Below are 24132 nucleotides of genomic sequence, written 5' to 3'. Positions count from 1 at the left end.
GGCTGCCGGGGTACCGGCCAATATTAAAGATGAGGAAACGAGATGAAGGGGACGATCGCGAAGGCTGGCGTCGTGGTGGCGGCGTTGGCGCTGGTGGGGGCCGCGTTGACGGCGGCATGGGCCGAGCCGGCAGAAGGTGCGGGAATCGATCGAGATCAACGCGCCGCAGGCCAAGGTGTGGGCCGTGATCGGCAACTTCCAAGACATGAGCTGGCTCGAAGGCGTCAGCAAGACCGAGGGCGAGAAGGGCAACGAGATCGGCGCGAAGCGGCGGCTGACGCTTGCGAGCGGCGCTGTTATTGACGAGGAACTCTACAAATACGAGCCCGAGATGTTGAGCTATTCGTACCGGATCACGGCCGTCGACGTGAAGGTGCTGCCGGTCACCAACTATTCCTCAAGCCTGACGGTGTCGCCGGCTCCCGACGGCAAGGCGAAGCTGGAATGGACCGGTGCGTTCTATCGTGGCTACCCCAACAACGACCCGCCGCCGGAGCTGAGCGATGAAGCCGCGCTGAAGGCGGTGACCGGGCTCTATCGGTCCGGCCTCGAGGCGTTGAAGAAGAAAATCGAGAGCGGCAGCTGAGCGTGCGGGCGATCCTCCTGGCGGCGGCCGTCGCCAGCGTTGCCGTCGCCTCGGCCACGCAGGGGTGGGCCGAGGAGGCGTTCGTCACCAACCAGCTCAGCGAAAATTTGACGGTCGTCGACCTCGTGACCGCGCGGCCGGTCGCGACCATCGCGATCGGCGGCAAGCCCGCCGGCGTGGCCGTCACGCCGGATGGCCGCTTCGCCTATGTGACGAGCCCCGACGCCAAGGCGCTGACAGTGGTCGATGCTGCGGCTCGAAAAATCGTCGGCCGGATCGATGTCGGCGGCGGCCCGCTGGGCGTTGCGGTGGCGCCCGATGGGGCGACTGTCTATGTCGCCGACTGGTATGCCGCCGCAGTCCGGGTGATCGACCCGAAGGCGCAGCGCGTGGCGGGAAGCATCGCGGTCGGCGCTTCGCCATCAGGGCTTGCGGTGACACCCGACGGGCGGCTCTTGCTCTCCGCAGACCGCGATGCCGACAGCGTGTCCGTGATCGACACCGCGACGCGCGAGCGGCGGGCGGTCGTCAAGGTCGGTGCGCGCCCGTTCGGCATCACCATCGATGCCGAGGGACGGCGCGCCTACACGGCCAACGTCGCCTCCAACGACGCCTCGGCGATCGACATCGCCGAGGCCCGCGAGATCGGGCGGGTGAAGACCGGCCTGCGCCCCTATGCGGTCGCGCTGGCGTTGAATCGCGGCTTCGTCACCGACCAGTATGACGGCACCGTCACCGTGTTCGATCTCGCAACGCTTCAGCCAATCAAGCGCATCAAGGTCGGCGAATATCCGGAAGGGATCGCTGCAACCGCCGACGGCAGGCAGGTCATCGTGGCGAACTGGGAGAGCAACTCGCTCAGCGTGATCGATGCGGCGGAACTGACGGTGACGGCCGAGGTCAAGGTCGGCGACGGCCCGCGCGCATTCGGAGCGTTTCTCCGACGGTAGGGTGCTCCCATTCGATTGGTGCCGGGCAGCCCCGGCGCCACGGCGCGAGTTGCGCTGGATCAAATTCGCGGGCGGCTGGTCGGTTTTGCCGCACCGCGGCACAGGGGATCCGCGCACATGCCGCGCGCGTTGGTGCTATAATCCCGGCCGAACAAGGGAAAACAGGGAGGATGCCATGCATCATACCTTGGTGCCCAGCGACCGCGTCGAGCACGTCTGCGTCTTCGGGCGCGACGGCACGAAGCTCGGATCGATCGAGCGGCTGATGCTCGACAAGGTCAGCGGAACGGTGGCCTACGCCGTGATCAAGACCGGCGGCGTGCTCGCGAGCCACCATCATTATCCGGTCAAGTGGACGGCCCTGAAATTCGACCCCGCGCGCCAGGCCTTCGAGGCCGAGGTGACGCTGGAGGATCTCCGCACCGGCCCGTCCGAGTTCGACGGCGACGAATTCGACTGGGGCGACCGCTCGCGCTCGTACACGCACCCGAATTACTGGGCGGTGTAAAACGCACAGGACGGATTAGCCGACGACGTCCGCGGCAGGTCAGCGAGCAGAGGCAGCCGGTCAAGGAGGCGCGGCTCTTCACCGACCGTCCGCCATTCACAGGACTAGACGGCCGATACTCTGTAACTGAGACGCGCAGCGAATTCTTAGGGAGGAGTGAAATGGCGATCTATTCGATCGGCGATCTCAGCCGCCGCGAAATCCTGAAAATGTCCGCTGTCATCGCGGGCTCCGCCGTAACTCTCTCGACCAGGTTTGCCGCCGCTGCAGCTCTGCCGCGGACGCCACAGCAAATACTTGGGCCGTTCTATCCTCTCAAGGAGTTCGCTAAAGGCACCGATTTGACGAGGGTGCCCGGTCGATCCGGACGTGCGGCAGGGCAGGTGCTGAATGTGATGGGACGGGTGCTGAACGTCTCGGGAGATCCTGTCCGCAACGCAAAGATAGAGGTGTGGCAGGCCAATTCGTATGGGCGCTACACGCATCCGAGCGATAGCAACCCCGCACCGCTCGACCCGAATTTCGAAGGCTCCGCCGTCCTGACGACCGACTCGGAGGGACGCTATCGCTTCACGACGATCAAGCCGGCGGCCTATCCGGCCGGTCCCAACCTGATCCGGCCGGCGCACATCCACTTCCAGGTGAGCGGCAAACAAGACCGGCTGGTGACGCAAATGTATTTCGAGGGCGATCCCTACAATGACAAGGACCCGTTCCTGAACAGCGCCGCGCGGAAGGACCTCTTGATAACGAAGCTGCAGGCCCCTTCGCCTGAATTCGAGCCGGACTCGAAAACGGCGATGTTTGATATGGTCGTGTTCAATGGGTAGCGGCGCCGAGCCATAAATGCGACTTGCGCCAACTCACCAGCAAATGCGGAGGGCGGGTTTGCCGAAGGCGTAACACGCCAATTCCGCCGGAAGAGCAGCGGCGGAATGCGCTTCGCCAGTCCGCCCTACGACTTCCACACGGTATCTTCGTTCCATCCGAGGCTCGCGAACTCGGCCGCTCGGAGTGGCGCTTCTCCGGCCGAGAAGAACTCGTCGAGCTGCGGTGGCGCGACACTCGTTCCGGACAGCATCGCGTGCGCCTGGCCGCGATGATGGATCTGGTGCTGAAAGAGATGCATCAGCAGCCGATCGCGGCGTTCGGTCTGGACCCGCGTGTCGCGATTGATCCGGACAAAGCCGTCGAGCAGCTCGGGTGTCAGCGCATCGCAGACAGTAATCAAGCGATTGTCGATTGCTGCTTGGGCAGGTTTCAGCTCGGCGAGGGAAGGATACGGCACTTCGTTCTTCCAGGCCGCCGGCCCAAGCCATCCGCCCTCAAGCGCATCGATGTAGAACACGTCGATGACGTAGATGTGGTTCAGCGTGCGCTGCAGGCTCGGGAAGAAACCGGCTCGCTCGGCTTCGAACTCCGCCGGGCTCAGGGCGGCGCAGGCGGTGAGCAGGCGATGGTTCGCCCAGGCATTGTTGTGGGCGAATGCGCGGTAGGTTTGGACGAGACCGGCGGACATGTCGGCTCTCCCTCGGGATGGATGCCTCTGTTACTCCGCCGCCTCGCTCGCGCTGCTCTTCCGCGGCTTGCTGGTCGCCTTCTTCAGCACCGGGGCCAGGAATTTTCCGGTGTAGCTGCGCGGTGCCTTGACGATGTCTTCCGGCGGGCCCCAGGCGACGATCTCGCCGCCGCCGTCGCCGCCTTCGGGGCCGAGGTCGATCACCCAGTCGGCGGTCTTGATGACTTCGAGGTTGTGCTCGATCACGACGACCGTGTTGCCCTGCGCGACCAGTTCATGCAGCACCTCGAGCAGCTTTGCGACGTCGTGGAAATGCAGGCCGGTGGTCGGTTCATCGAGGATGTAGAGCGTGCGGCCGGTGGCGCGCTTCGACAACTCTTTTGCCAGTTTGACGCGCTGGGCTTCGCCACCCGACAGCGTGGTGGCTTGCTGGCCCACGTGAATGTAATCCAACCCGACGCGATGCAGGGTTTTAAAAGTCTCGCGCACGCGCGGCACCGCCTTGAAGAACTCGGCGGCTTCCTCGACCGTCATGTCGAGCACGTCGGCGATGCTCTTGCCCTTGAACAGCACCTCCAACGTCTCGCGGTTGTAGCGCTTGCCCTTGCAGGTGTCGCAGGTGACGTAGACGTCGGGCAGGAAGTGCATCTCGATCTTGATGACGCCGTCGCCCTGGCAGGCCTCGCAGCGGCCGCCCTTGACGTTGAAGGAGAAGCGCCCGGGCTCGTAGCCGCGCGCCTTCGCCTCGGGCAGCCCCGCGAACCATTCGCGGATCGGGGTGAAGGCGCCGGTATAGGTCGCGGGGTTGGAGCGCGGGGTGCGGCCGATCGGCGACTGGTCGATGTCGATGATCTTGTCGATGTGCTCGAGCCCCTCGATGCGGTCGTGCGGCGCGGCGCCTTCGCTCGCATTGTTGAGCTTGCGGGCGATGGCGCGGTAGAGCGTGTCGATCAGGAGCGTCGACTTGCCGCCGCCGGAGACGCCGGTGACGCAGGTGAACAGGCCGAGCGGGATCTCGGCCGAGACGTTCTTCAAATTGTTGCCGCGCGCGTTGACGACCTTGATGGTGCGCCGATGGTTCGGCGGCCGCCGCTCGGGCACCGCAACCGACAGCTCGCCGGTGAGGTATTTGCCGGTCAGCGATTTCGGATTGCGCATGATCTGGTCGGGCGTGCCCTGCGCCACGATATGGCCGCCATGCATGCCGGCGCCGGGGCCGATATCGAGCACGTAATCCGCAAGCCGGATCGCGTCCTCGTCATGCTCGACCACGACCACGGTGTTACCGAGGTCGCGCAGCCGCTTCAACGTGTCGAGCAGGCGGGCGTTGTCGCGCTGGTGCAGGCCGATCGAGGGCTCGTCGAGCACGTAGAGCACGCCTGTGAGCCCCGAGCCGATCTGCGAGGCGAGGCGGATGCGCTGGCTCTCGCCGCCTGACAGCGTGCCGGAGGCGCGCGACAAAGTGAGATAGTTCAAGCCGACGTCGAGCAGGAAGGTCAGCCGCTCGCGGATCTCCTTCAGGATGCGCGCGGCGATCTCGTTCTGCTGCGCGTTCAGCGCCTCCGGCACCGTCTCGAACCATTCGCCGGCGCGCTTGACCGAGAGGTCTGATATCTCACCGATATGCTTGCCGCCGATCTTGACGCACAGCGCCTCCGGCTTCAGCCGGTAGCCGTGGCAGCCCTCGCAGGGGACGTCGGAGAAATATTTCGCGAGCTCCTCGCGCGCCCACTCGCTCTCGGTCTCGCGGTAGCGGCGGTTGATGTTGGTGACGACGCCCTCGAACGGCTTCTTGGTGTCGTAGGAGCGCACCCCGTCCTCATAGGAGAACTTGATCTCGTCGTCGCCCGAGCCGTGCAGGATCGCGGCCTGCACCTTCTTCGGCAGGTCCTTCCACTTGGTGTCGAGCGTGAACTTGTAGTGCTTGCCGAGCGCGGTCAGCGTCTGGATGTAATAGGGCGAGGACGACTTCGCCCAGGGCGCGATCGCGCCCTTGCGCAAGGTCATCTCCTTGTCGGGGATGACGAGGTCCTCGTCGATATGCTGCTCGACGCCGAGGCCGCCGCAGGCCGGGCAGGCGCCATAGGGGTTGTTGAACGAGAACAGCCGCGGCTCGATCTCGGGGATGGTGAAGCCGGACACGGGGCAAGCGAACTTCTCCGAGAACAGGATGCGCTCCGGGCCGCTCTTGTCGTGGATCTTTGCGGTCTTCTTCTTTTCTTCGGTGGCGGCCGCGGCCGGCGCGTCGGCATACTCGATCACGGCGAGGCCCTCGGCGAGCTTCAGCGCGGTCTCAAAGCTTTCGGCGAGGCGCTGGGCGAGGTCGGGACGGACCACGATGCGGTCGACCACGACGTCGATGTCGTGCGGGAATTTCTTGTCGAGCACCGGCGCTTCCGCGAGCTCGTAGAAGGTGCCGTCGATCTTGACGCGCTGAAAGCCCTTCTTGAGGTATTCGGCGAGCTCCTTCTTGTACTCGCCCTTGCGACCACGCACGACCGGCGCCAGCAGATAGAGGCGGGTGCCCTCGGGCAGCGCCAGCACGCGGTCGACCATCTGCGAGACGATCTGGCTCTCGATCGGCAGGCCCGTGGCCGGCGAATAGGGCACGCCGACGCGGGCCCACAAGAGGCGCATGTAGTCGTAAATCTCGGTAACGGTGCCGACGGTCGAGCGCGGGTTCTTCGACGTGGTCTTCTGCTCGATCGAGATCGCCGGCGACAGGCCGTCGATCTGGTCGACGTCGGGCTTCTGCATCATCTCCAGGAACTGGCGCGCATAGGCCGACAGCGACTCGACGTAGCGGCGCTGCCCCTCGGCATAGATGGTGTCGAAGGCGAGCGAGGATTTGCCGGAACCGGAGAGGCCGGTGAACACGACGAGCTTGTCACGGGGGATCTCGACGTCGATGTTCTTCAGATTGTGTTCGCGCGCGCCGCGGATCGTGATGGCACGCGATGACGCGCCGGCGTTCTGTTGGCGCTTCGCCTTGAGCACTTCATCCATAGCGGCAATTCCGGGCGCCCGACGCTGCGCCTTTTTGGGCGCGCATCGCCGGTGATGCCGGGACCTTGCGCCGATTAAGTGTGTGAGGACTGGAACGTAGGAAGAACGCGCGCGAATTTCCAGTGCTGTGTTGCTGCCATCAACGATTAGTTTGCCGGTGGCAGCAGCCGTCAGCAGGGCGGTTCCTCCAACGCAAAAGGCCGGCACGAGGCCGGCCTTTCGGTCACGACGTTGCCGCCGCGGACAATCAACAGACGATCAATACTTGGCAACGATCGGGCCACCGAAGTGATAGTTCACGCCGACCTGGGCGCTGTGCAGCTTGATGTCTCCGGAGGGAGCGCCGAAGTAGTTCTCGCTGCCCAGGCTGCGATAGAGATATTCGCCCTTGACCGACCACTGCGGGGCGAAGAACGCCTCGATGCCCGCACCCACGGTCCAGCCGGAGTGGAAGTGGCTCTCCGACACCGTCACGCCGAGCGCCGACAGGCTGAGCTTGTTGTTGGCCCAGGCGTAGCCGCCTGTGCCGTAGAACAGCACCTGATCGACCGCGAAGCCGACGCGGCCGCGAACGGTGCCCAGCGACTCGATCTGGGTTTTCGCGGTGATGCCGAGCGCCGTGATCGAGGCATTGACGTCGGCCCAGCCACCGTCGGCCTCGACACCGAACACAATGTTGTTGGCCTGCCAGTTGTAGCCCACCGTGCCGCCGGCGAGACCGCCGCTGACCTTCGGCGTCGCCGAGCTGTTTTCGCTGGCGTAGCCGCCGAAGCCGCCGATGTAGAAGCCGGTCCAGTTGTAGATCGCGACCGGCGCCGGAGCCTTCACATAAGGCGCGCGTGCGGCGGCCATATCTGCGGCCATGGCCGGTGCAAAAGCGCTCAGGACGAGCAGGCCGGCGGACGCCAGCAGAACATTCCTCATTTCAAAATTCCCCAGTCCCATTTCAGTTTCCCTTCAAGTCTTGAAGGGAGCGTCGGCATTTGTTGCCTGACCTTGCGGCGTTTCTACACGGACAGACCGGGAGATGTGTAACCGGAAAACAACAATGCTCGGAAAACAGGCAAACTGACGCGGCGGTTGGTCGAACGAGTCAGGGGCAACAAAAAGGCCGGCGCGAGGCCGGCCTTTCCGCTGAATTGTTGGATCGCGCGATCAGTATTTCGCGATGACCGGGCCACCGAACTTGTAGTTCACGCGGACGGTGACGAGATCGACGTCCTGACGGATGCGATCGCTGGCGACAATCGCGCCGGTGACCGGCGCCGTGAAGTTGAGGGTACGATCCTGCATGAACAGGTGATCGTATTCGATCGCGGCCGACCAGTTCGGAGCAAAGCCGTATTCGAGGCCGACGCCAACCGTGCCGCCCCAACGGGTGTTGTCGCCGGTGCTCGCAAACAGCGCGCCAGTGGCGAGGTTGTTGATGCGGTACTTGCTGTCGGTCACGGCGCCGCCGCCCTTGACGTAGAACAGCACGTTGTTGGCGGCGTAGCCGATCTGGCCGGTGAACAGGCCAAACGCATCGATCTTCGACCTATTCGCGAAGCCCGGGAAGAGCAGGCTCGTGTTGCTGCCCGTGAAGTCGGCCCAATTGCCTTGTCCTTCGAGGCCGAATACCCAGGTCCCGGACTGCCAGCGGTAGCCGATCTGGCCACCGACCGTGCCGCCGGTCGCATCATGGCTGCCTTCCGGGCCGACCAGGAACGGCGCGACCGAATCCCAGCTATTGCGGCTCGAACCCCAACCGCCATTGATGCCGATGTAGAACCCGCTCCAGTCGTACACCGCAGCGATCATCGGCGGCGGCGCCTTGGTGTAGGGACGCGCGGCAAGGTCAGCCGCGGAGGCCGAAGAAATTCCCAAGGCCGCGATGGCGACCGTAGCAAGCAGCAACTTTTTCATGCGATCCACCCCTTCTTCGATTCTGAAGTCCGCCCCAAACTAACACGCGGGAGTGGAAACGCCTGTCACCCACAAGCCACAGCCGCCAAGAACTTGTTTTGGTTCCCGTTTTCACGATTCGTTAACTTCTTAACGAGTTCCAGCGGTGGCAGCGCCGGTTGCGCTACCCGAAAAGCAATAAAGACCGGCACGAGGCCGGTCTTTTCGTTTGGACGAGATCGGATCGCGATCAGTACTTCGCAACGACCGGGCCACCCCACTTGTAGTTCACGCGGACGGTGACGAGGTCGACGTCCTGCTTGATACGGTCGGTGCTGAACAGCGCGCCGGCCGGGGTGGTGAAGTTGTAGGTCTTGTCCTGCATGAACAGGTGGTCGTACTCGATCGCGGCCGACCAGTTGGGGGCGAAACCGTATTCGAGGCCGACGCCGACCGTGCCACCCCAACGGGTGTCGCTGGCGCTCGCGGCGAGCGCGCCGGTCGGTATGAAGAAGGTGCGGTAGCGATTGTCGGTCACCGCCGCGCCGCCCTTGAGGTAGAACAGCACGTTGTTGGCGGCGTAGCCGATCTGGCCGGTGAACAGGCCGAAGGCGTCGACCTTGGTCTGGTTCGAGAAGCCCGGGAAGATCAGGCTGGTATTGCTGCCCTTCAGGTCAGCCCAGTCGCCCTGCGCTTCGAGGCCGAACACCCAGGTGCCGGACTGCCAGCGGTAGCCGATCTGGCCACCCGCAACGCCGCCTGTCGCATCATGGCAACCTTCCGATCCGAGGAAGATGCCGGCAGGGACCGCGTCCCAGCAATTGCGGCTTGAGCCCCAGCCGCCGTTGGCGCCGATGTAGAAGCCGGTCCAGTCATAGACCGCAGCGACCATCGGCGGAGCCTTGGTGTAGGGACGCGCGGCGAGGTCAGCGGCGGAGGCCGGCGCGGCAAGCGCGACCAGAGCAACCGTTCCCAGCAGAAACTTCTTCATCCTCAGTCTCCAATTCCGTCCGCTTCTCGTTGGTCCCGAAGCGGCTGAGACGCGAGCGCCCACGCCATTGGTCAAAGCCTATAACCCGATTCAACCGCAAAAGCCGTCTCCCAAATGCAACACTCGGCGGAGAAGTGAATCTGATGCAACACGCTGATTTGTTTATAGTTTTTCTAGGGTGTCGGCCGTCGGTGTCGGGTTCCAGTTCGGAATTCGCGGGTGTGGGCGCATTGCGCCGATTGCTACGGCAGGTTGCATCGAACAAAACTGGAACATTTCCGGCCACGATGCTATATGTGGATAACCGCGGGACGGCCGTGCGATGCCGGAGGCATCTAGCCGGTGTCAGCGTATAGGGTCGTTCGCGACGCCTGCAGTAAGTGGCGAAGGTTGAGAGCGGCGGCCGATATCCGGTCAGCCCGGTTTTGAGTGGAGATAGAGCGATGGCGGGAAGCGTGAACAAGGTGATCCTGGTGGGCAACCTCGGCAAGGATCCGGAAATCCGTCGGACCCAGGACGGTCGCCCGATCGCAAATCTGTCCATCGCGACGTCGGAAACCTGGCGGGACAAGGGCACCGGTGAGCGCAAGGAAAAGACCGAGTGGCACCGCGTCGTGATCTTCAACGAGGGCCTCTGCAAGGTCGCCGAGCAGTACCTGAAGAAGGGCGCCAAGGTGTACATCGAGGGCCAGTTGCAGACCCGCAAATGGACCGACCAGAGCGGTGTTGAGAAATACTCGACCGAGGTCGTGCTGCAAGGCTTCAACTCCAACCTGACCATGCTCGATGGCCGGGGCGGCGGCGGTGGCAGCAGCTTCTCCGATGACGGCGGCAGCGACTTCGGCTCGGCCGGTCCGGTCAGCTCGGCGCCGCGCCGCGCGGTCGCGGCGGGCGGCGGCCGCAACAGCGACATGGACGACGATATCCCGTTCTGACGGGCGAGTGTTCCGATCCTCAGCAATTTGTCGAGCGCCGCTCGCTCCGTAACGGTTGTTCACGGGACGGGCGGCTCTTTTGTTTTGGTTTCTGACTTTATGTAAAGGAATAATATATCACATCAATAATTTGAATTTGAATGATATTTCGAGAATATAGATGGCGGATTTCGGTGCCTTTGACAGGCGCAAATGTTAATTGTATTAACATGATTTCCGTCGGCTCGATTGCCCGGCGACACCGTCATCCGAGGGCTGTTACCATGAGCCTCGCGCCGCTGCTCGACGCCGCCCCTGCGATGCCGCTCCATGCCTTCGCGGCGATGGCTGCCTTCGTGCTGGGCTCGATCCAGCTCGCCGCGCCAAAGGGAACCCTGCCGCATCGAACGCTCGGCTGGATCTGGGTGATCCTGATGCTGGTCGTCGCGGGCGGCTCGTTCTGGATCCACCAGATCCGGCTGCTCGGGCCATGGAGCCCGATCCATCTGCTCTCGATCTTCTCGCTGGTGATGCTGGTCTCAGGCGTGATGGCGGCGCGCGCCCACAACGTGCGCCGTCACAGGATCACGATGATCTCGATTTTCTTTGGCGCCCTGGTCATCGCCGGCCTGTTCACCTTCATGCCCGGACGGATCATGCACGCCGTGGTCTTCGGCCAGTAAACAGGCAGCAAAACCGGTTTGATGAAGCCCGTTTCCGGGGCGCCGAGCGAGCCGCCGCGCCAGCTCAGTTCCCTTCCTGTAAGTGCATGAAAAAACGAAGGGAAGAACGGCTTGCCGCGGCCGTCCAAGGGTGGTTATCAGACCCCCGATGGGCTATATGATTCCCGAGTAAAACCGACCGGATTTCCCCTTTGTCCGAACCCGAAGATGACAAGCCCGGCGAGCCGCCGGTGCCTTCAGATATTCGTCCCGTTTCCATTCTCGACGAGATGAGGAAGTCCTACCTCGATTACGCCATGAGCGTGATCGTGGCGCGGGCGCTGCCGGATGCGCGCGACGGCTTGAAGCCGGTGCACCGGCGCATCCTCTATGCGATGCACGAGAACGGCTTCGAGTGGAACAAGCCGTACCGCAAATCGGCGCGCACGGTCGGCGATGTCATCGGTAAATACCATCCGCACGGCGACCAGTCGGTCTACGACGCGCTGGTGCGCATGGCGCAGGATTTCTCGATGCGCGTGCCGCTGATCGACGGCCAGGGCAATTTCGGCTCGGTCGACGGCGATATGCCAGCTGCGATGCGTTACACGGAATCGCGGCTGACCAAGATCGCGCAGCACCTGCTCGACGACATCGACAAGGACACCGTCGACTTCCAGCCCAACTATGACGGCTCCGAGAAGGAGCCGTCGGTGCTCCCGGCGAGATTCCCGAACCTGCTGGTCAATGGTGCCGGCGGCATCGCGGTCGGCATGGCGACCAACATCCCGCCGCACAATCTCGGTGAGGTGATCGACGCCTGCATCGCGCTGATCGACGATCCGTCGCTCTCGATCGATGACCTGATCAAGATCGTGCCCGGTCCCGACTTCCCGACCGGCGGCATCATTCTCGGACGGCAGGGCATCCGCTCGGCCTACCACCTCGGCCGTGGCCCGATCGTGATGCGCGGCAAGGTCGAATTCGAGACCATCCGCAAGGAGCGCGAGGCGATCGTCATCACCGAGATTCCCTATCAGGTGAACAAGGCAACGATGGTCGAGCGCATCGCCGACCTCTACAAGGAAAAGAAGATCGAGGGCATCGCCGACCTGCGCGATGAATCCGACCGCGACGGTTACCGCGTCGTGATCGAATTGAAGCGCGATGCGGTGCCCGATGTGGTGCTGAACCAGCTCTACAAGTTCACGCCGCTGCAGACGAGCTTCGGCGCCAACATGGTCGCGCTCGACGGCGGCCGGCCGCAGCTGATGAACCTGAAGGACCTGCTCACCATCTTCGTCGCGTTCCGCGAGCAGGTGGTGACGCGGCGCACCAAGTTCCTGCTCAACAAGGCGCGTGAGCGCGCCCACATCCAGGTCGGCCTGGCGATCGCGGTCGCCAATATCGACGAAGTCATCCGCGTCATCAGGACCTCGCCAGATCCGGCCACCGCGCGCGACACCCTGATGTCGCGCGACTGGCCGGCGAAGGATGTCGAGGCGTTGATCACGCTGATCGACGATCCGCGCCACCGCATCAATCCGGACGGCACGATCCGGCTTTCGCTCGAGCAGGCCAAGCACATCCTTGACCTGCGCCTGCAGCGCCTGACGGCGCTCGGCCGCGAGGAGATTTCCGAAGAGCTCGACAAGCTCGCCGTCGAAATCGCCGACTATCTGGAAATCCTGCGCTCGCGCGCCCGCGTGCAGGGCATCGTCAAGACCGAGCTTGCCGAGGTGAAGGCCGAATTCGCCACCCCGCGCCGGACCGTCATCGTCGAGCAGGAAGGCGAGGTCGAGGACGAGGATCTGATCCAGCGCGAGGACATGGTGGTGACGGTGTCGCACGCCGGCTATGTCAAGCGCGTACCGCTGTCGACCTATCGCGCCCAGCGCCGCGGCGGCAAGGGCCGCGCCGGAATGCAGACCCGCGACGAGGATTTCGTCGCGCGCCTGTTCGTGGCCTCAACGCACACGCCGGTGCTGTTCTTCTCCTCGCGCGGCCAGGTCTACAAGGAAAAGGTCTGGCGGCTGCCGATGGCGGCGCCGAACGCGCGCGGCAAGGCGCTGATCAACATCCTGCCGCTGGAGCAGGGTGAGCGCATCACCACGATCATGCCGCTGCCGGAGGATGAATCGTCCTGGGCCAATCTCGACGTGATGTTCGCGACGACAGGCGGCAACGTTCGCCGCAACAAGCTGTCCGACTTCGTCGATGTCCGTCGTTCCGGCATCATCGCCATGAAGCTCGATGACGGCGAGGCGATCGTCGACGTGCAGATCTGCACCGAGCATGACGACGTGTTGCTGACCGCCGCCGGCGGCCAGTGCATCCGCTTCCCCGTCACCGACGTTCGCGTCTTCACCGGCCGCACCTCGATGGGCGTGCGCGGCATTGCGCTGGCCGAGGGCGACAAGCTGATCTCGCTCGCGATCCTGCGCCATGTCGAGACCACGTCGGACGAACGCTCGGCGTATCTGAAGATGCGCCGCGCGGTGGCCGGCGAGAGCGGGGCCGAGGAGGCGGTTGCGGACGGCGAGGCCGAGGAGACATCCGGCAGCTTCCAGCTCTCCACCGAGCGTTACGCCGAGATGTCGGCGCAGGAGCAGGTGGTGCTAACGGTCTCCGTCAACGGCTACGGCAAGCGGACCTCGTCCTACGAGTACCGGACCACCGGCCGCGGCGGCAAAGGCATCGTCGCGATGAGCGTCAACAACCGCAACGGCAAGCTGGTCGCCTCGTTCCCGGTCGAGGATGCCGACCAGATCATGCTGGTCACCGACAAGGGCCAGTTGATCCGCTGCCCGGTTGCGGACATCCGCATCGCCGGCCGCTCGACCCAGGGCGTGATCGTGTTCGACACCGCCGAGGACGAGCATGTCGTCTCGGTCGAGCACATTCCCGAAGAGGAGAACGGGGCGAACGGCAACGGCGAGTAACTCATTCGCCACTGCCGGTTCGTCACTCGCATGATCCGGGGCGCGACGATTTCACGACGTCGCGCCCTCATCACAATCGGAACAGGCCGAGCCCCTCGGTCACATCGTGCCTGGTGCGGTCGGTGACCTCCCTGGCCTTCATGGTACCGGCACGGATCACCTCGATGACGTGATCGAGGCTCGCGGCTAGCTCGGCGCGCCTTGCCCGGATCGGCGCGATCAGGGCTTGCAGGATGTCATCGAGACGCCGCTTGATCGTGGAATCCCCGAGACCGCCGCGCCGATAGCGCGCCTTCAACTCCTCGACCATGCCGCGATCGTCATCGAAGGCGTCGAGATAGGCGAAGACAAGATTGCCCTCGACCTTGCCGGGATCGTCGATCCTGAGGTGATCGGGATCGGTGAACATCGCGCGCACGGCGGCCGAGATTTCGTCGGGCGAGGCTGAAAGCGGGATCGCGTTGCCCGCGGACTTGCTCATCTTGGCGCGTCCGTCGACGCCCGGCAGCCGTCCCGCGCGTGGAATGACGGCCTGCGCTTCGGGCAGCAGCTCCCGACCGGCCAGCGCGTTGACGCGGCGGACGATCTCGTTGGTCTGTTCGATCAGGGCTGCCTGGTCCTCGCCGACCGGGACGACCGTCGCTCGAAAGGCCGTAATGTCTGCGGCTTGCGACGCCGGATAGCACAGGAAGCCCGCCGGGATGTCACGTCCGAATCCGCGCGCGCGGATTTCGTCCTTGATCGTCGGATTGCGCTCGAGCCGGGCGACCGTGACGAAGTTGAGATAGAGCATCGCCAGCTCGGTCAGCGCCGGGAGGTGCGATTGCAGGCAAATCGACGTCTTGGCGGGATCGATCCCGACAGCAAGATAGTCCAGCGCGACCTCGATGACGTTGTTTCGCACCTTGGCGATGTCGTTGACGTTGTCGGTCAGCGCCTGCGCGTCGGCGAGCAGCAGGAACTGCTCGTGCGTGTCCTGAAAGGCGACGCGGTTCCTCAGTGACCCGACATAGTGGCCGAGGTGAAGCGGACCGGTGGTGCGGTCGCCGGTCAGGATGATCGGTTTGGTCATGGCTCTCTCCATTCGGTTGGAATGGGATCGCCGCATGCGCGCTGAACCAATGAAAAAGGCCGCCCGATGCGGCGGCCCCGAATTGCATCAACTCACGTCCGGCCGCCTTCGCTAGGAGGCGAGCCACCAGACAATGCGGATCGGCTGTTTCATGCTGACATCGGTAGACCCGGCACGTCGTGCGGTCAAGGCGCCGGGGCAGCGGCGCAAGGCTGCTCCCTCCGTCGACGTCCGGCAGTTGCGCCAAGGTCCCTGCATCGCCATTGCCTGCACCTGATCGATCGAGATCGCCAGCCAAGGTTTCAGCGACAACGGCGCGTCGTCCGACATTGCCATTCGTTCCGGGGGCTTTCGGCAATTGCGGGGCCCGGATGCAGCGAAGCGAAATCCGGGAAAGTGGTCGCCGAAATGCGAAGACCCCGGACTACGCTTCGCTGCATCCGGGCTACGAGATCAGATCTCGATCTCCGTGCCGAACTCGACGACCTGACCGGTCGGCACGCCGAAGAACGCGGCGGTGCGCTCGGCGTTGCGCTGCAGGAAGGCGAACAACGACTCCCGCCACACCCACATGCCCGGGATATCCTCGCGCGGGATGATGGTCTCGCGGCCGATATAGTAGGTCACATCGGCCAGACGGACGCCGGGCAGCTTGCCCTGGCGGCAGGCGAGCTTCAGTCCTTCGTAGACGGTTGGATACTGCATGAAGCCGTAATGCAGGATGACGCGGATAATGCCCGGGGTGACGTCGTGGACCTCGGCGCGGCCTTCATCCGGGATGCGCGGGGATTCCTCGATCTGCACTGTGACCAAGAGCACGCGTTGATGCAGCACGTGGTTGTGCTTGACGAACTGCGTTAGCGCGAGCGGCACGCCATTAGGGGCGGATGCGAGGAACACCGCCGTTCCCGGCAACCGGCTGTGGCACCTGTTGACCGCGGTCTCAATCAGATCCTCTTCCGGCTGCCGCAGGTGGGTGCGCGCTTTCTCCACCAGCTTCACGCCTCCGCGCCAGGTCAACATCAGAAACGCCACGGCGCCGGCGAGCACCAGCGGGAACCAGCCGCCCTCGATCAGCTTAGTCGAATTCGCCGCGAAGAAGATCGCATCGATGATGAAGAAGAAGCCGTTCACGGCAATCACGATGATCGGCGCATAGCCCCACTGGATGGCAACCAGCGCGGCGAGCAAGGTGGTGATCGCCATGAGTAGCGACACTGCGATGCCGTAGGCGCCGGCTAGCGCGTCCGACGAGCCAAAAGCCACCACCGCGCCGAGCGTCGCCGCCGCGAGCAGCCAGTTCACCAGCGGCACGTAAATCTGGCCGATCGCGTCGCTCGTGGTGTGCTGGATATGCATGCGGGGCAGGAAGCCGAGCTGGATCGACTGCTGGGTCAGCGAGTAAACGCCCGAGATGATCGCCTGCGAGGCGATCACGGTGGCGATCGCGGACAGCGCGACCAACGGATAGTGCGCCCAATCCGGCGATAGCTGGAAGAAGGGATTTTCGATCGCGGTCGGATCGGAAATCAAGAGCGCCGCCTGGCCGAAATAGTTCAATACGAGCGCGGGCAGGCAGACCGCAAACCAGGCGAGCCGGATCGGGAAGCGGCCGAAATGACCCATGTCGGCATACATGGCTTCGCCGCCGGTCACGGCGAGGAAGGCCGCGCCGAGCACGGCGAAGCTGATGTGGAAATCCTCATGGAGCATCAGGTCCAGCGCGTAAGTCGGGCTCAGAGCCGCGAGCACGCCGGGCGCCTTCATGATGCCATGGATGCCGAGCAGTGCCAGCACCACGAACCAGCCAACCATCACCGGCCCGAAGATCCGGCCGATGAAGCTGGTGCCGCGCTTCTGGATCACGAACAGGACGACCAGAATCGCGATTGTGATCGGCACCACCGCGGGAGCCAGCGACGGCGCGTCGACCTTGAGGCCCTCGATCGCCGACAGCACGGAGATCGCGGGCGTGATCGCACCGTCACCATAGAGCAGGGCGGCGCCGATCAGGCCGACGATCAGGAGCTGGGCCCGCCAGGTCCCCGGCTGCGCGTTGCGCGCCGAGAGCAGCGCCAGCAGCGCGACGATGCCGCCTTCGCCGCGATTGTCGGCGCGCATGATCAGCATGGCGTATTTGACCGAGATGATCAGGATCAGCGCCCAGAGGATCAGTGAGACAACGCCGAGCACCTGGCTCGACGTGACAGCGCCGCCATGGGCGGCGGCCTTGGCGGCTTCCTTCAGCGCGTAAAGGGGGCTGGTGCCGATATCGCCGTAGACGACACCGAGCGCGCCGAGCGTGATCGCGAATGGCAGCGGGCTGGGCTGATGATGGCCGGAGGCAATGGCTGGCGTCGTGCTCACGTGCGAATCCCCCGATGGCCTCGCACCCGCCGGAGGCATCCGGTGGGCGCATTAAAGGATAGTCTGCGACGGGACGTCGCAAATTGCCATGGGGTATTACAGGACAGCTGTGACGCTACGGTGTGCGGTCGGCGGTGACGAGGCGGGCTTCGCGAACGATCGACTTGGAGCCGGCGGTGCGCAGGCAGGATGCTTCGAAATTGGGCCAGGGCTGCTGCGAGCAGTCCTTGCCAACCGGGCGGATGTCGAGGCGGTCGGCCTTCGCGAGCGGCTGCGGGGTGCTGGCCTCGACCTGGGGCGCAAAGCCCGGAAGCACGGTGAGCGCGGCAGCAATGAACGCGGCAACGGCGATGGCAGAAAGTGCCTTGAGCATGACGGTGTCCCCTGTCATCGGGCCGTGGCGGCCCGTCGTTTCGTTGTGTGACCTGTACCGGCCGCAAGTTTCCTCGTGTCTTCGCCATGCCGGAAAATGGTTTCGTCCCGGGGCGGTTGTGTTTCGTCGGCCCGCTTGCGACGAAACACTCGCTCCCGTAGACGCTGGGATGCCAGGACAGGTTCACGGGACTCGTTCATTGGCCGAGGCGGGATCGGCTGCCCGGGACCTGCGGAACCGGAGCCGCTTGCCGGGGAGAGCAGGGCGGGTTAGGAGGGGGCCATGCCCCGTATCGCGCTCTATCCTGGCTCCTTCGATCCCGTCACCAACGGCCACCTCGATGTGGTCAGGCTGGCCGCCGCCCTGTGCGACCGCCTGGTCGTCGCCGTCGCCGTCCATCCCGGCAAAAAGTCGCTGTTCTCGACCGAGGAGCGGCTGGACATGCTCAAGGAGGTCTGCGGCCCGATCGTCCAGAAAGCGGGCTGCACCCTTGAGTGCACCACCTACGACAATTTGACCGTTACGGCGGCGCGGCAACTCGGCGCGACCATCATGATTCGCGGCCTGCGTGACGGCACCGACCTCGATTACGAGATGCAGCTTGCCGGCATGAACGAGGCCATGGCGCCCGAGGTCCACACCGTGTTCGTTCCGGCATCGGTCGCGGTCCGCCCGATCACCGCCACACTGGTGCGCCAAATCGCCCAGATGGGCGGCGACTTCTCTTCATTCGTGCCGTCATCGGTAGCCGCTAGCCTGAAGGCGAAATTCGCCGGCTGACGCCGGCCGCCTGCCACATCCCGACGTCCTGATCCGGAGTTTCCATGATCCGAATTCTCGCATTCGTTGCCGCGCTCCTCTGCGTCGCTCCCGCGATCGCGCAACCGCTGCCCGCCGGTCTCGACAAGGCCAATGCGATCGTGATCGACACCGCCAAGGGCCGCATCGTGATCAAGCTGCGCACCGACATCGCGCCGCAGCATGCCGAGCGCATCAAGCAGCTCGCGCGCGAGGGCTACTACAACAACGTGCCGTTCCACCGTGTCATGGACGGCTTCATGGCGCAGACCGGCGACGGCCAGAATTTCAACGGCACCGGCGGCTCGAAATATCCGAACCTGAAGCAGGAATTCTCCAACGTGCCGTTCAAGCGCGGCATCGTCGGCATGGCCCGGCGCGGCGACAGCGTCGACAGCGCCAACTCGCAGTTCTTCATCATGTTCGCCGACGGATCCGGCCTCAACGGCCAGTACACCGTGATCGGCGAAGTGGTGTCCGGCATGGACGTGGTCGACAAGCTGAAGAAGGCGCCTCCGGGCTCCGCGAGCGGCAGTGTCACCGACCCCGACAAGATGGTGAAGGTGCAAGTCGCATCCGACATCAAGTGAACGATGGCGGCGGCGCGCAGCAGGGCACTGTCCTGGTTTGCCGCGCCGCTGGTGTGGCTTGCGCTGACCGCGGCGGCGGCGCCGGCCGAGCCCGAGCGGCTCGACACGATCAGGGATGTCGTCCTTAGAATTCACCGCTGCTGGCGGCCGCCGCCGCCGGACAAGGCCAATCCGATCGACATCACGGTCATCGTCAGCTTCAACCGCGAGGGCGCGATCCTCGGGCATCCCAGGATCAGCTATGAATCGCAGCAGGCGACTGATAACGACCGGCTGCAATACCGGATCGCCGTGATGGAAACATTGCAACGCTGCACGCCGTTGCCATTTACGGAGAGCCTGGGCGGTGCCGTGGCCGGCCGACCCTTCGCGATCCCGTTCAGAAACAAGAAGTACCCACCCAGAACCCAGGAGAGGCAAGCATGGCTGTCACCGAGAACACTTTGATCCTTGAAACCACCCAGGGCCCCGTCACCATCGAGATGCGCCCGGACCTCGCGCCGAACCACGTCGCGCGGATCAAGGAACTGGTGCGCGAAGGCTTCTACGACGGCATCGTGTTCCATCGCGTGATCGACGGTTTCATGGCGCAGACCGGTTGTCCGCAGGGCACCGGCATGGGCGGCTCCGGCAAGAAGCTGAAGGCCGAGTTCAACAAGGAGCCGCACGTCCGCGGCACCGCCTCGATGGCCCGCGCCGCCAATCCGGATTCCGGCGACAGCCAGTTCTTCATCTGCTTCGATGACGCCTCCTTCCTCAACGGCCAGTACACGGTCTGGGGCAAGGTCACCGAGGGCATGGAGAACGTCGACAAGATCAAGCGCGGCGAGCCGGTGAAGAATCCGGACAAGATCGTCAAGGCGCGCATGGCCGCCGACGCGGCGTAACGCCGTCGCGCATTCGAAGCGTTGTGGAGCGGGATGACTTTCTTCGGATCGTCATCCCGTTCTGATTCTTGATTGAGTGCGAGCGTTACGCGGTTACGCCGCTCGCGGTCCGATCACGCTAGTTCGTGGTGAGTTGACGGACGGCGCCGATCCAGTCCTCGATGTGGTAGGAGCGGACCATCTTGCCGCCTTCGAGCGTGTGAACGTCGATCGACATCACCTTGAACGACTTGCCGCTGTGCGGCGCGCCCATGAATTCGCCCGCGGGCGTGCCGGTCGCCTCACCGCGGATCGTCACCTGATTGCCTGACACCAGCACGTCCTTGATCTCCCATTTGAGGTCGGGGACGGATTTGAGGCGTTGGGCAATGCCCGCGATGACCTCGTCGCGGCTGTTGCAGAGATTGTTGCCGCGGCAGGAGACCCAGTCGGCGGCCGTCGCCTGCCGGATGAGGTCCGCGCTGTCACCGGCGAATTGGGCGTTCAGCGCCTTGTAGAACGGGGCGACCGTGGCGCGGGCCGCCTCCGGGCCCATCTCGGCCGCGGCCGGGCAAGTCGCGATTGCAATGGCGGCGGAGGCGGCGAATATCCGTTTCATGCTGGGTTCCAGTTGTTCTCTTCCAAGGGGAGCGGTGCTATGAACCCGGCCGGATCATTAATCCAATGAGTAATATTGTCGTTTCATGAATAAGATCGATTTGCGCCGGTTCGACCTCAACCTGCTGGTCGTGTTCGATGTCCTGATGAACGAGCGCAGCGTCACGCGCGCCGCCGAGCGGCTGGGGCGGACCCAGTCGGCGATCAGCCATTCCCTGTCGCGGCTGCGCAGCCAGTTCGGCGATCCGCTGTTGGTCAAGGGCGGGGTGCGGATGCAGCCGACGGCGTTCGCGCTCGATTTGATCGAGCAGGCACGGCCGATGCTGAGCGGCATCCAGCGCGTGCTGTCGCCGACGCAGGTATTCGATCCGGCGCATTCGCAGCGCGTGTTCAGGCTGGCCGTGCCGGATTTTGCGCTCGCGTTGTTTGCAGAACTGCTCGCGCGGGTTCGCCGCGACGCGCCGTCGGTGTCGGTCGAATGGACGACGCCGCGCGCGCCGACCCTGCTTGACGTCGCCGAAGGCCAGGTCGACCTCGCGATCGTCCCATCGGAACTGCAATGGCCGCCCAGCGTGGCAGGAGAGGCGATCGGGGCGCTCGGATGGCGGTGCTTCGGCCGCCGCGGTCATCCAGCGTTCTCGGACTGGGGGCCGTCTAACTGGATGCGCTGGCCCCATCTCGCGGTGCGGATCGGCGACAATGTGAGGAGCCCGGTCAACATTGCCGCGGCGGCCGCTGGCCTGACCCGGACGATTGCCGGATGGGTGCCGCATTTCCCCGCGATCGCACCGACCCTGGCGAGGTCGGATCTGCTGGCGACGCTGCCGGCGGCGGCGATGGCGGGGGCGGTCGAGGCTCACGATCTTTGGAGCGTGGACGTGCCGTTCGCGATCGCACCGCTGCCGCATGCGATGGTGTGGTGCAGTGGCCGCAGCCGCGATCCCGGCATGGTCTGGCTGCGCGACCGGCTCCGTCCCATCGCCAGACGCACTTTTGCCGGTTAGAACCAAACGACACATGCGTACCGATCTTTTCGATTTCGAGCTTCCCCCCGAACGCATCGCGCTCAGGCCCGCGAGCCCGCGCGATTCCGCGCGGATGCTGGTCGTGCATCCCGACGGCGTGCTGCGCGATCGCACCATCGGCGACCTGCCGAACTGGCTCGAGCCCGGTGATCAGATCGTCGTCAACGACACCAGAGTGATCGCGGCGCAACTCAAGGGCCGCCGCATCGGCCGCGAGACCGAGCCGAAGATCGAGGCGACCCTGATCAAGCGGCTCGACGGCTCGCGCTGGCAGGCACTGGTCAAGCCGGCGAAGAAGCTCGGCGCCGGCGACACCATCCGTTTCGGCAACGAAGGCAAGGTCTGCCTGCTCGGCCATCTCGACGCGATCGTGGAGGCCAAGGGGCTGGAGGGCGAGGTGACGCTGTCATTCTCGTTCCATGGCCCCGCGCTCGACCAGGCGATCGCTGACGTCGGCGCGACGCCGCTGCCGCCCTATATTGCCTCCAAGCGCACCCCCGACGAGCAGGACGCCGCCGACTATCAGACCATGTTCGCGGCGAACGAAGGAGCGGTCGCAGCGCCGACCGCGGGGCTGCATTTCACGCCGGCACTGGAGGCCGCCTTGCGCGGCCGCGGCGTCGAGCTGCACCGGCTGACGCTGCATGTCGGTGCCGGCACCTTCCTGCCGGTGAAGGCCGACGACACGTCGGAGCACAGGATGCACGCCGAATGGGGCTGCGTCACCGCGCAGACGGCATCGGCCCTGAACGCCGCGCGCGCCAAAGGCGGCCGCATCGTCGCGATCGGCACCACATCGTTGCGGCTGCTGGAGAGCGCGGCCACCGCCGACGGCACCATCCAACCGTTTTCCGCCGAGACGTCGATCTTCATCACGCCCGGCTACCGCTTCCGCGCGGTGGATATCCTGCTGACGAATTTCCATCTGCCGCGCTCGACGCTGTTCATGCTGGTCTCGGCGTTCTCAGGTCTCGAGACCATGAAGCACGCCTACGCCCACGCGATCAGGGACGGCTATCGCTTCTATTCCTACGGTGACGCCTGCCTGTTGTTCCGCGCGCACGAGCCGCGCGGCGATTTGTAGGGTCCGCAAGCGCAACTGTATTCACCGTCACGCTTCGAGGCTCGCCTTGCGGTGCAAGTGCACCGCAAGGCTCGCGCCCTCCAGCGACAACGGCGAAGCCGTTGCGCGGGGATGACGGGTGTGCGCAGGTTCGCGCTCTTACCTCACGCCGGCACGCGCTCCGGCAACAGCTCGGCGATCTGCACCGCGTTGAGGGCAGCGCCCTTCAAGAGCTGATCCGCCGCGACGAAGATCGAGATCGAGTGGCCGCTGGCGTCGCTGAGGTCCTTGCGGATGCGGCCGACCAGCACGTCGTCCTGCCCGGAGGCATCGATCGGCATCGGGAAATAGTTCTTCGCGCGATCGTCGACGATCTTGACGCCCGGCGCCTGCGCCAGGATCGCGCGGACCTGATCCTCGGTGATCGGCTTCTCGCATTCGAAGGTGATCGCCTCGCAATGAGCGCGCAGCACCGGCACGCGCACGCAGGTCACGCCGACCGCGATCGTCTCGTCCTCGAAGATCTTGCGGGTCTCCTTGATGACCTTGGTCTCCTCGTCGTTGTAGCCGGTCTCGGGATCAACAGAGGTGTTGTGGTTGAACAGGTTGAAGGCGTAGGGGTGCGGCATCACCTTCGGCGTGTAGACCTGACCGTTGAGGTTGGCCCGGGTCGATTCCACGAGCTCTTCCATCGCCGCGGCGCCGGCGCCACTCGCGGCCTGGTAGGTCGCGATGATCACCCGCTTGATGCGGTTCTTCTGATGGATCGGCCACAGCGGCACCAGCGCGGTGATGGCGGCGCAGTTCGGGTTGGCGATGATGCCCTTGTGGTCGCGGATGCGGCGCGCGTTGATCTCTGGGATCACCAGCGGCACGTTCGGATCCATGCGGAACGCCGAGGAGTTGTCGACCACGACCGCGCCGGACTTGACCGCAAGCGGTGCGAACTTCTTCGAAATGCCGCTGCCGGCGGAGAACAGCGCGATGTCGACGCCCTCGAAGGCGCGCTCGGTGAGTTCCTCGATCACGACGGGCTTGCCGCGGAAGTCGACGGTCTTGCCGGCCGAGCGGGCGCTCGCCAGCGCCTTCAGCTTGCCGACGCGGAAGCCGCGCTTGTCCATGGTGGCGATGAATTCGGCGCCGACTGCACCGGTGACGCCGACAATCGCGACGACGGGATCGTTACTCACTTTGTCCTCCATTCAGGTTTGAGCATGATCTTGTCGGAAAACCGGTTCCCACTTTTCCGGATCATGCTGTTTGCTGCAGGCAAAAAAAAGCCCCGGACCTTCATCAGGCGGGGCTTCGGGTGAAGATGATGCGGTTCGACCGACTACGCGCGCACGCCTCCCGAGGCCCCGGAGGGCTTGGTGGTTTTGGTGGTGCGTTTGGTCAAAG

Annotated in this window: 23 protein-coding genes and 1 pseudogene; 13 read left to right on the top strand and 11 right to left on the bottom strand. The window is 64.5% G+C overall.

All coding sequences use genetic code 11. The features are described 5' to 3' along the window. Positions 1-42 precede the first annotated feature (42 nt). The 4 genes and pseudogenes from ACFFWD_RS15510 to ACFFWD_RS15495 all read left to right on the top strand — a co-directional run bounded on the left by ACFFWD_RS15510 (position 43) and on the right by ACFFWD_RS15495 (position 2874). Positions 43-586, top strand: a pseudogene (locus tag ACFFWD_RS15510) (SRPBCC family protein). Between the two features lie 2 nt (positions 587-588). Then, on the top strand, positions 589-1536 hold the full coding sequence (locus ACFFWD_RS15505) for a YVTN family beta-propeller repeat protein (RefSeq protein WP_376966539.1): 948 nt from the start codon (positions 589-591) through the stop codon (positions 1534-1536). Between the two features lie 175 nt (positions 1537-1711). Continuing rightward, on the top strand, positions 1712-2044 hold the full coding sequence (locus ACFFWD_RS15500) for a PRC-barrel domain-containing protein (protein WP_376966537.1): 333 nt from the start codon (positions 1712-1714) through the stop codon (positions 2042-2044). Between the two features lie 161 nt (positions 2045-2205). After that, on the top strand, positions 2206-2874 hold the full coding sequence (locus tag ACFFWD_RS15495) for a dioxygenase family protein (protein WP_376966535.1): 669 nt from the start codon (positions 2206-2208) through the stop codon (positions 2872-2874). Positions 2875-2999: 125 nt separating this feature from the next. On the opposite strand, the gene ACFFWD_RS15490 is transcribed toward ACFFWD_RS15495, so the two are convergent. The 5 genes from ACFFWD_RS15490 to ACFFWD_RS15470 form a co-directional block, all read right to left on the bottom strand. Next, positions 3000-3563 (bottom strand): DinB family protein, encoded by a 564-nt coding sequence (locus ACFFWD_RS15490; protein ID WP_376966533.1) that lies wholly within the window; start codon positions 3561-3563, stop codon positions 3000-3002. 30 nt (positions 3564-3593) lie between these two features. After that, positions 3594-6569: an excinuclease ABC subunit UvrA gene (gene uvrA, locus ACFFWD_RS15485; RefSeq protein WP_376966531.1), complete on the bottom strand. Its 2976-nt coding sequence runs from the start codon at positions 6567-6569 to the stop codon at positions 3594-3596. Positions 6570-6827: 258 nt separating this feature from the next. After that, positions 6828-7493, bottom strand: a complete 666-nt coding sequence (locus ACFFWD_RS15480; protein WP_376966529.1) for an outer membrane protein — start codon at positions 7491-7493, stop codon at positions 6828-6830. Positions 7494-7724: 231 nt separating this feature from the next. After that, entirely contained in the window at positions 7725-8474 is a 750-nt protein-coding gene (locus ACFFWD_RS15475) for an outer membrane protein (protein WP_376966527.1), read from the bottom strand. 229 nt (positions 8475-8703) lie between these two features. Then, positions 8704-9444 (bottom strand): outer membrane protein, encoded by a 741-nt coding sequence (locus ACFFWD_RS15470; RefSeq protein WP_376966525.1) that lies wholly within the window; start codon positions 9442-9444, stop codon positions 8704-8706. 443 nt (positions 9445-9887) lie between these two features. Here ACFFWD_RS15470 and ACFFWD_RS15465 point away from each other — a divergent pair, with 443 nt between their 5' ends. From ACFFWD_RS15465 to gyrA, 3 genes are all read left to right on the top strand, one after another. Next, positions 9888-10379, top strand: a complete 492-nt coding sequence (locus ACFFWD_RS15465; RefSeq protein ID WP_376966523.1) for a single-stranded DNA-binding protein — start codon at positions 9888-9890, stop codon at positions 10377-10379. Between the two features lie 263 nt (positions 10380-10642). Continuing rightward, positions 10643-11041: a DUF2306 domain-containing protein gene (locus ACFFWD_RS15460; RefSeq protein ID WP_376966521.1), complete on the top strand. Its 399-nt coding sequence runs from the start codon at positions 10643-10645 to the stop codon at positions 11039-11041. A gap of 191 nt (positions 11042-11232) precedes the next feature. Further along, positions 11233-13962, top strand: a complete 2730-nt coding sequence (gene gyrA, locus ACFFWD_RS15455) for a DNA gyrase subunit A (RefSeq protein WP_376966519.1) — start codon at positions 11233-11235, stop codon at positions 13960-13962. A 70-nt stretch (positions 13963-14032) separates the two neighbouring features. Here the strand turns inward: gyrA and trpS are convergent, their stop codons facing one another. From trpS to ACFFWD_RS15435, 4 genes are all read right to left on the bottom strand, one after another. Beyond that, a complete protein-coding gene (gene trpS, locus ACFFWD_RS15450) occupies positions 14033-15034 on the bottom strand; it encodes a tryptophan--tRNA ligase (RefSeq protein ID WP_376966517.1) in 1002 nt (333 codons plus the stop codon). A gap of 111 nt (positions 15035-15145) precedes the next feature. Continuing rightward, positions 15146-15364, bottom strand: coding sequence for a hypothetical protein (locus tag ACFFWD_RS15445; RefSeq protein ID WP_376966515.1), 219 nt, complete (start codon positions 15362-15364; stop codon positions 15146-15148). Positions 15365-15487: 123 nt separating this feature from the next. Then, positions 15488-17341, bottom strand: a complete 1854-nt coding sequence (locus ACFFWD_RS15440; protein ID WP_376966565.1) for a potassium transporter Kup — start codon at positions 17339-17341, stop codon at positions 15488-15490. Positions 17342-17516: 175 nt separating this feature from the next. Continuing rightward, a complete protein-coding gene (locus ACFFWD_RS15435; protein WP_376966513.1) occupies positions 17517-17774 on the bottom strand; it encodes a hypothetical protein in 258 nt (85 codons plus the stop codon). Positions 17775-18056: 282 nt separating this feature from the next. Here ACFFWD_RS15435 and coaD point away from each other — a divergent pair, with 282 nt between their 5' ends. From coaD to ACFFWD_RS15415, 4 genes are read left to right on the top strand one after another with little or no spacing between them, the layout of a single operon-like run. Beyond that, the gene (coaD, locus tag ACFFWD_RS15430) at positions 18057-18554 is read left to right on the top strand and encodes a pantetheine-phosphate adenylyltransferase (RefSeq protein WP_376966511.1); all 498 of its coding nucleotides are present in this window, start codon (positions 18057-18059) and stop codon (positions 18552-18554) included. 44 nt (positions 18555-18598) lie between these two features. Then, on the top strand, positions 18599-19162 hold the full coding sequence (locus tag ACFFWD_RS15425) for a peptidylprolyl isomerase (protein WP_376966509.1): 564 nt from the start codon (positions 18599-18601) through the stop codon (positions 19160-19162). 3 nt (positions 19163-19165) lie between these two features. Then, positions 19166-19609 (top strand): UCP034077 family protein, encoded by a 444-nt coding sequence (locus ACFFWD_RS15420; protein ID WP_376966508.1) that lies wholly within the window; start codon positions 19166-19168, stop codon positions 19607-19609. Continuing rightward, positions 19585-20049, top strand: a complete 465-nt coding sequence (locus ACFFWD_RS15415) for a peptidylprolyl isomerase (protein ID WP_376966506.1) — start codon at positions 19585-19587, stop codon at positions 20047-20049. The genes ACFFWD_RS15420 and ACFFWD_RS15415 overlap by 25 nt, the downstream gene beginning before the upstream one ends. Before the next feature lie 118 nt (positions 20050-20167). Here ACFFWD_RS15415 and ACFFWD_RS15410 read toward each other — a convergent pair whose 3' ends face one another. Further along, a complete protein-coding gene (locus tag ACFFWD_RS15410; RefSeq protein ID WP_376966504.1) occupies positions 20168-20647 on the bottom strand; it encodes an ester cyclase in 480 nt (159 codons plus the stop codon). 85 nt (positions 20648-20732) lie between these two features. On the opposite strand from ACFFWD_RS15410, the gene ACFFWD_RS15405 reads away from it, so the two are divergent. Together ACFFWD_RS15405 and queA are read left to right on the top strand one after the other, a co-directional pair. Further along, positions 20733-21650 (top strand): LysR family transcriptional regulator, encoded by a 918-nt coding sequence (locus ACFFWD_RS15405; RefSeq protein WP_376966502.1) that lies wholly within the window; start codon positions 20733-20735, stop codon positions 21648-21650. Between the two features lie 13 nt (positions 21651-21663). Further along, complete coding sequence (gene queA / locus ACFFWD_RS15400; protein ID WP_376966500.1) at positions 21664-22755, top strand: tRNA preQ1(34) S-adenosylmethionine ribosyltransferase-isomerase QueA; 1092 nt, start codon at positions 21664-21666, stop codon at positions 22753-22755. 143 nt (positions 22756-22898) lie between these two features. Here the strand turns inward: queA and ACFFWD_RS15395 are convergent, their stop codons facing one another. After that, positions 22899-23936 carry an aspartate-semialdehyde dehydrogenase gene (locus ACFFWD_RS15395; RefSeq protein ID WP_376966498.1) on the bottom strand — a complete coding sequence of 346 codons (1038 nt, stop codon included), beginning with the start codon at positions 23934-23936 and terminating at the stop codon, positions 22899-22901. Positions 23937-24132 lie beyond the last annotated feature (196 nt).

Source organism: Bradyrhizobium erythrophlei (assembly GCF_042430365.1).
GTDB classification, from domain to species: domain Bacteria; phylum Pseudomonadota; class Alphaproteobacteria; order Rhizobiales; family Xanthobacteraceae; genus Bradyrhizobium; species Bradyrhizobium erythrophlei.
This window is presented reverse-complemented; position numbering and strand designations above follow the sequence as displayed.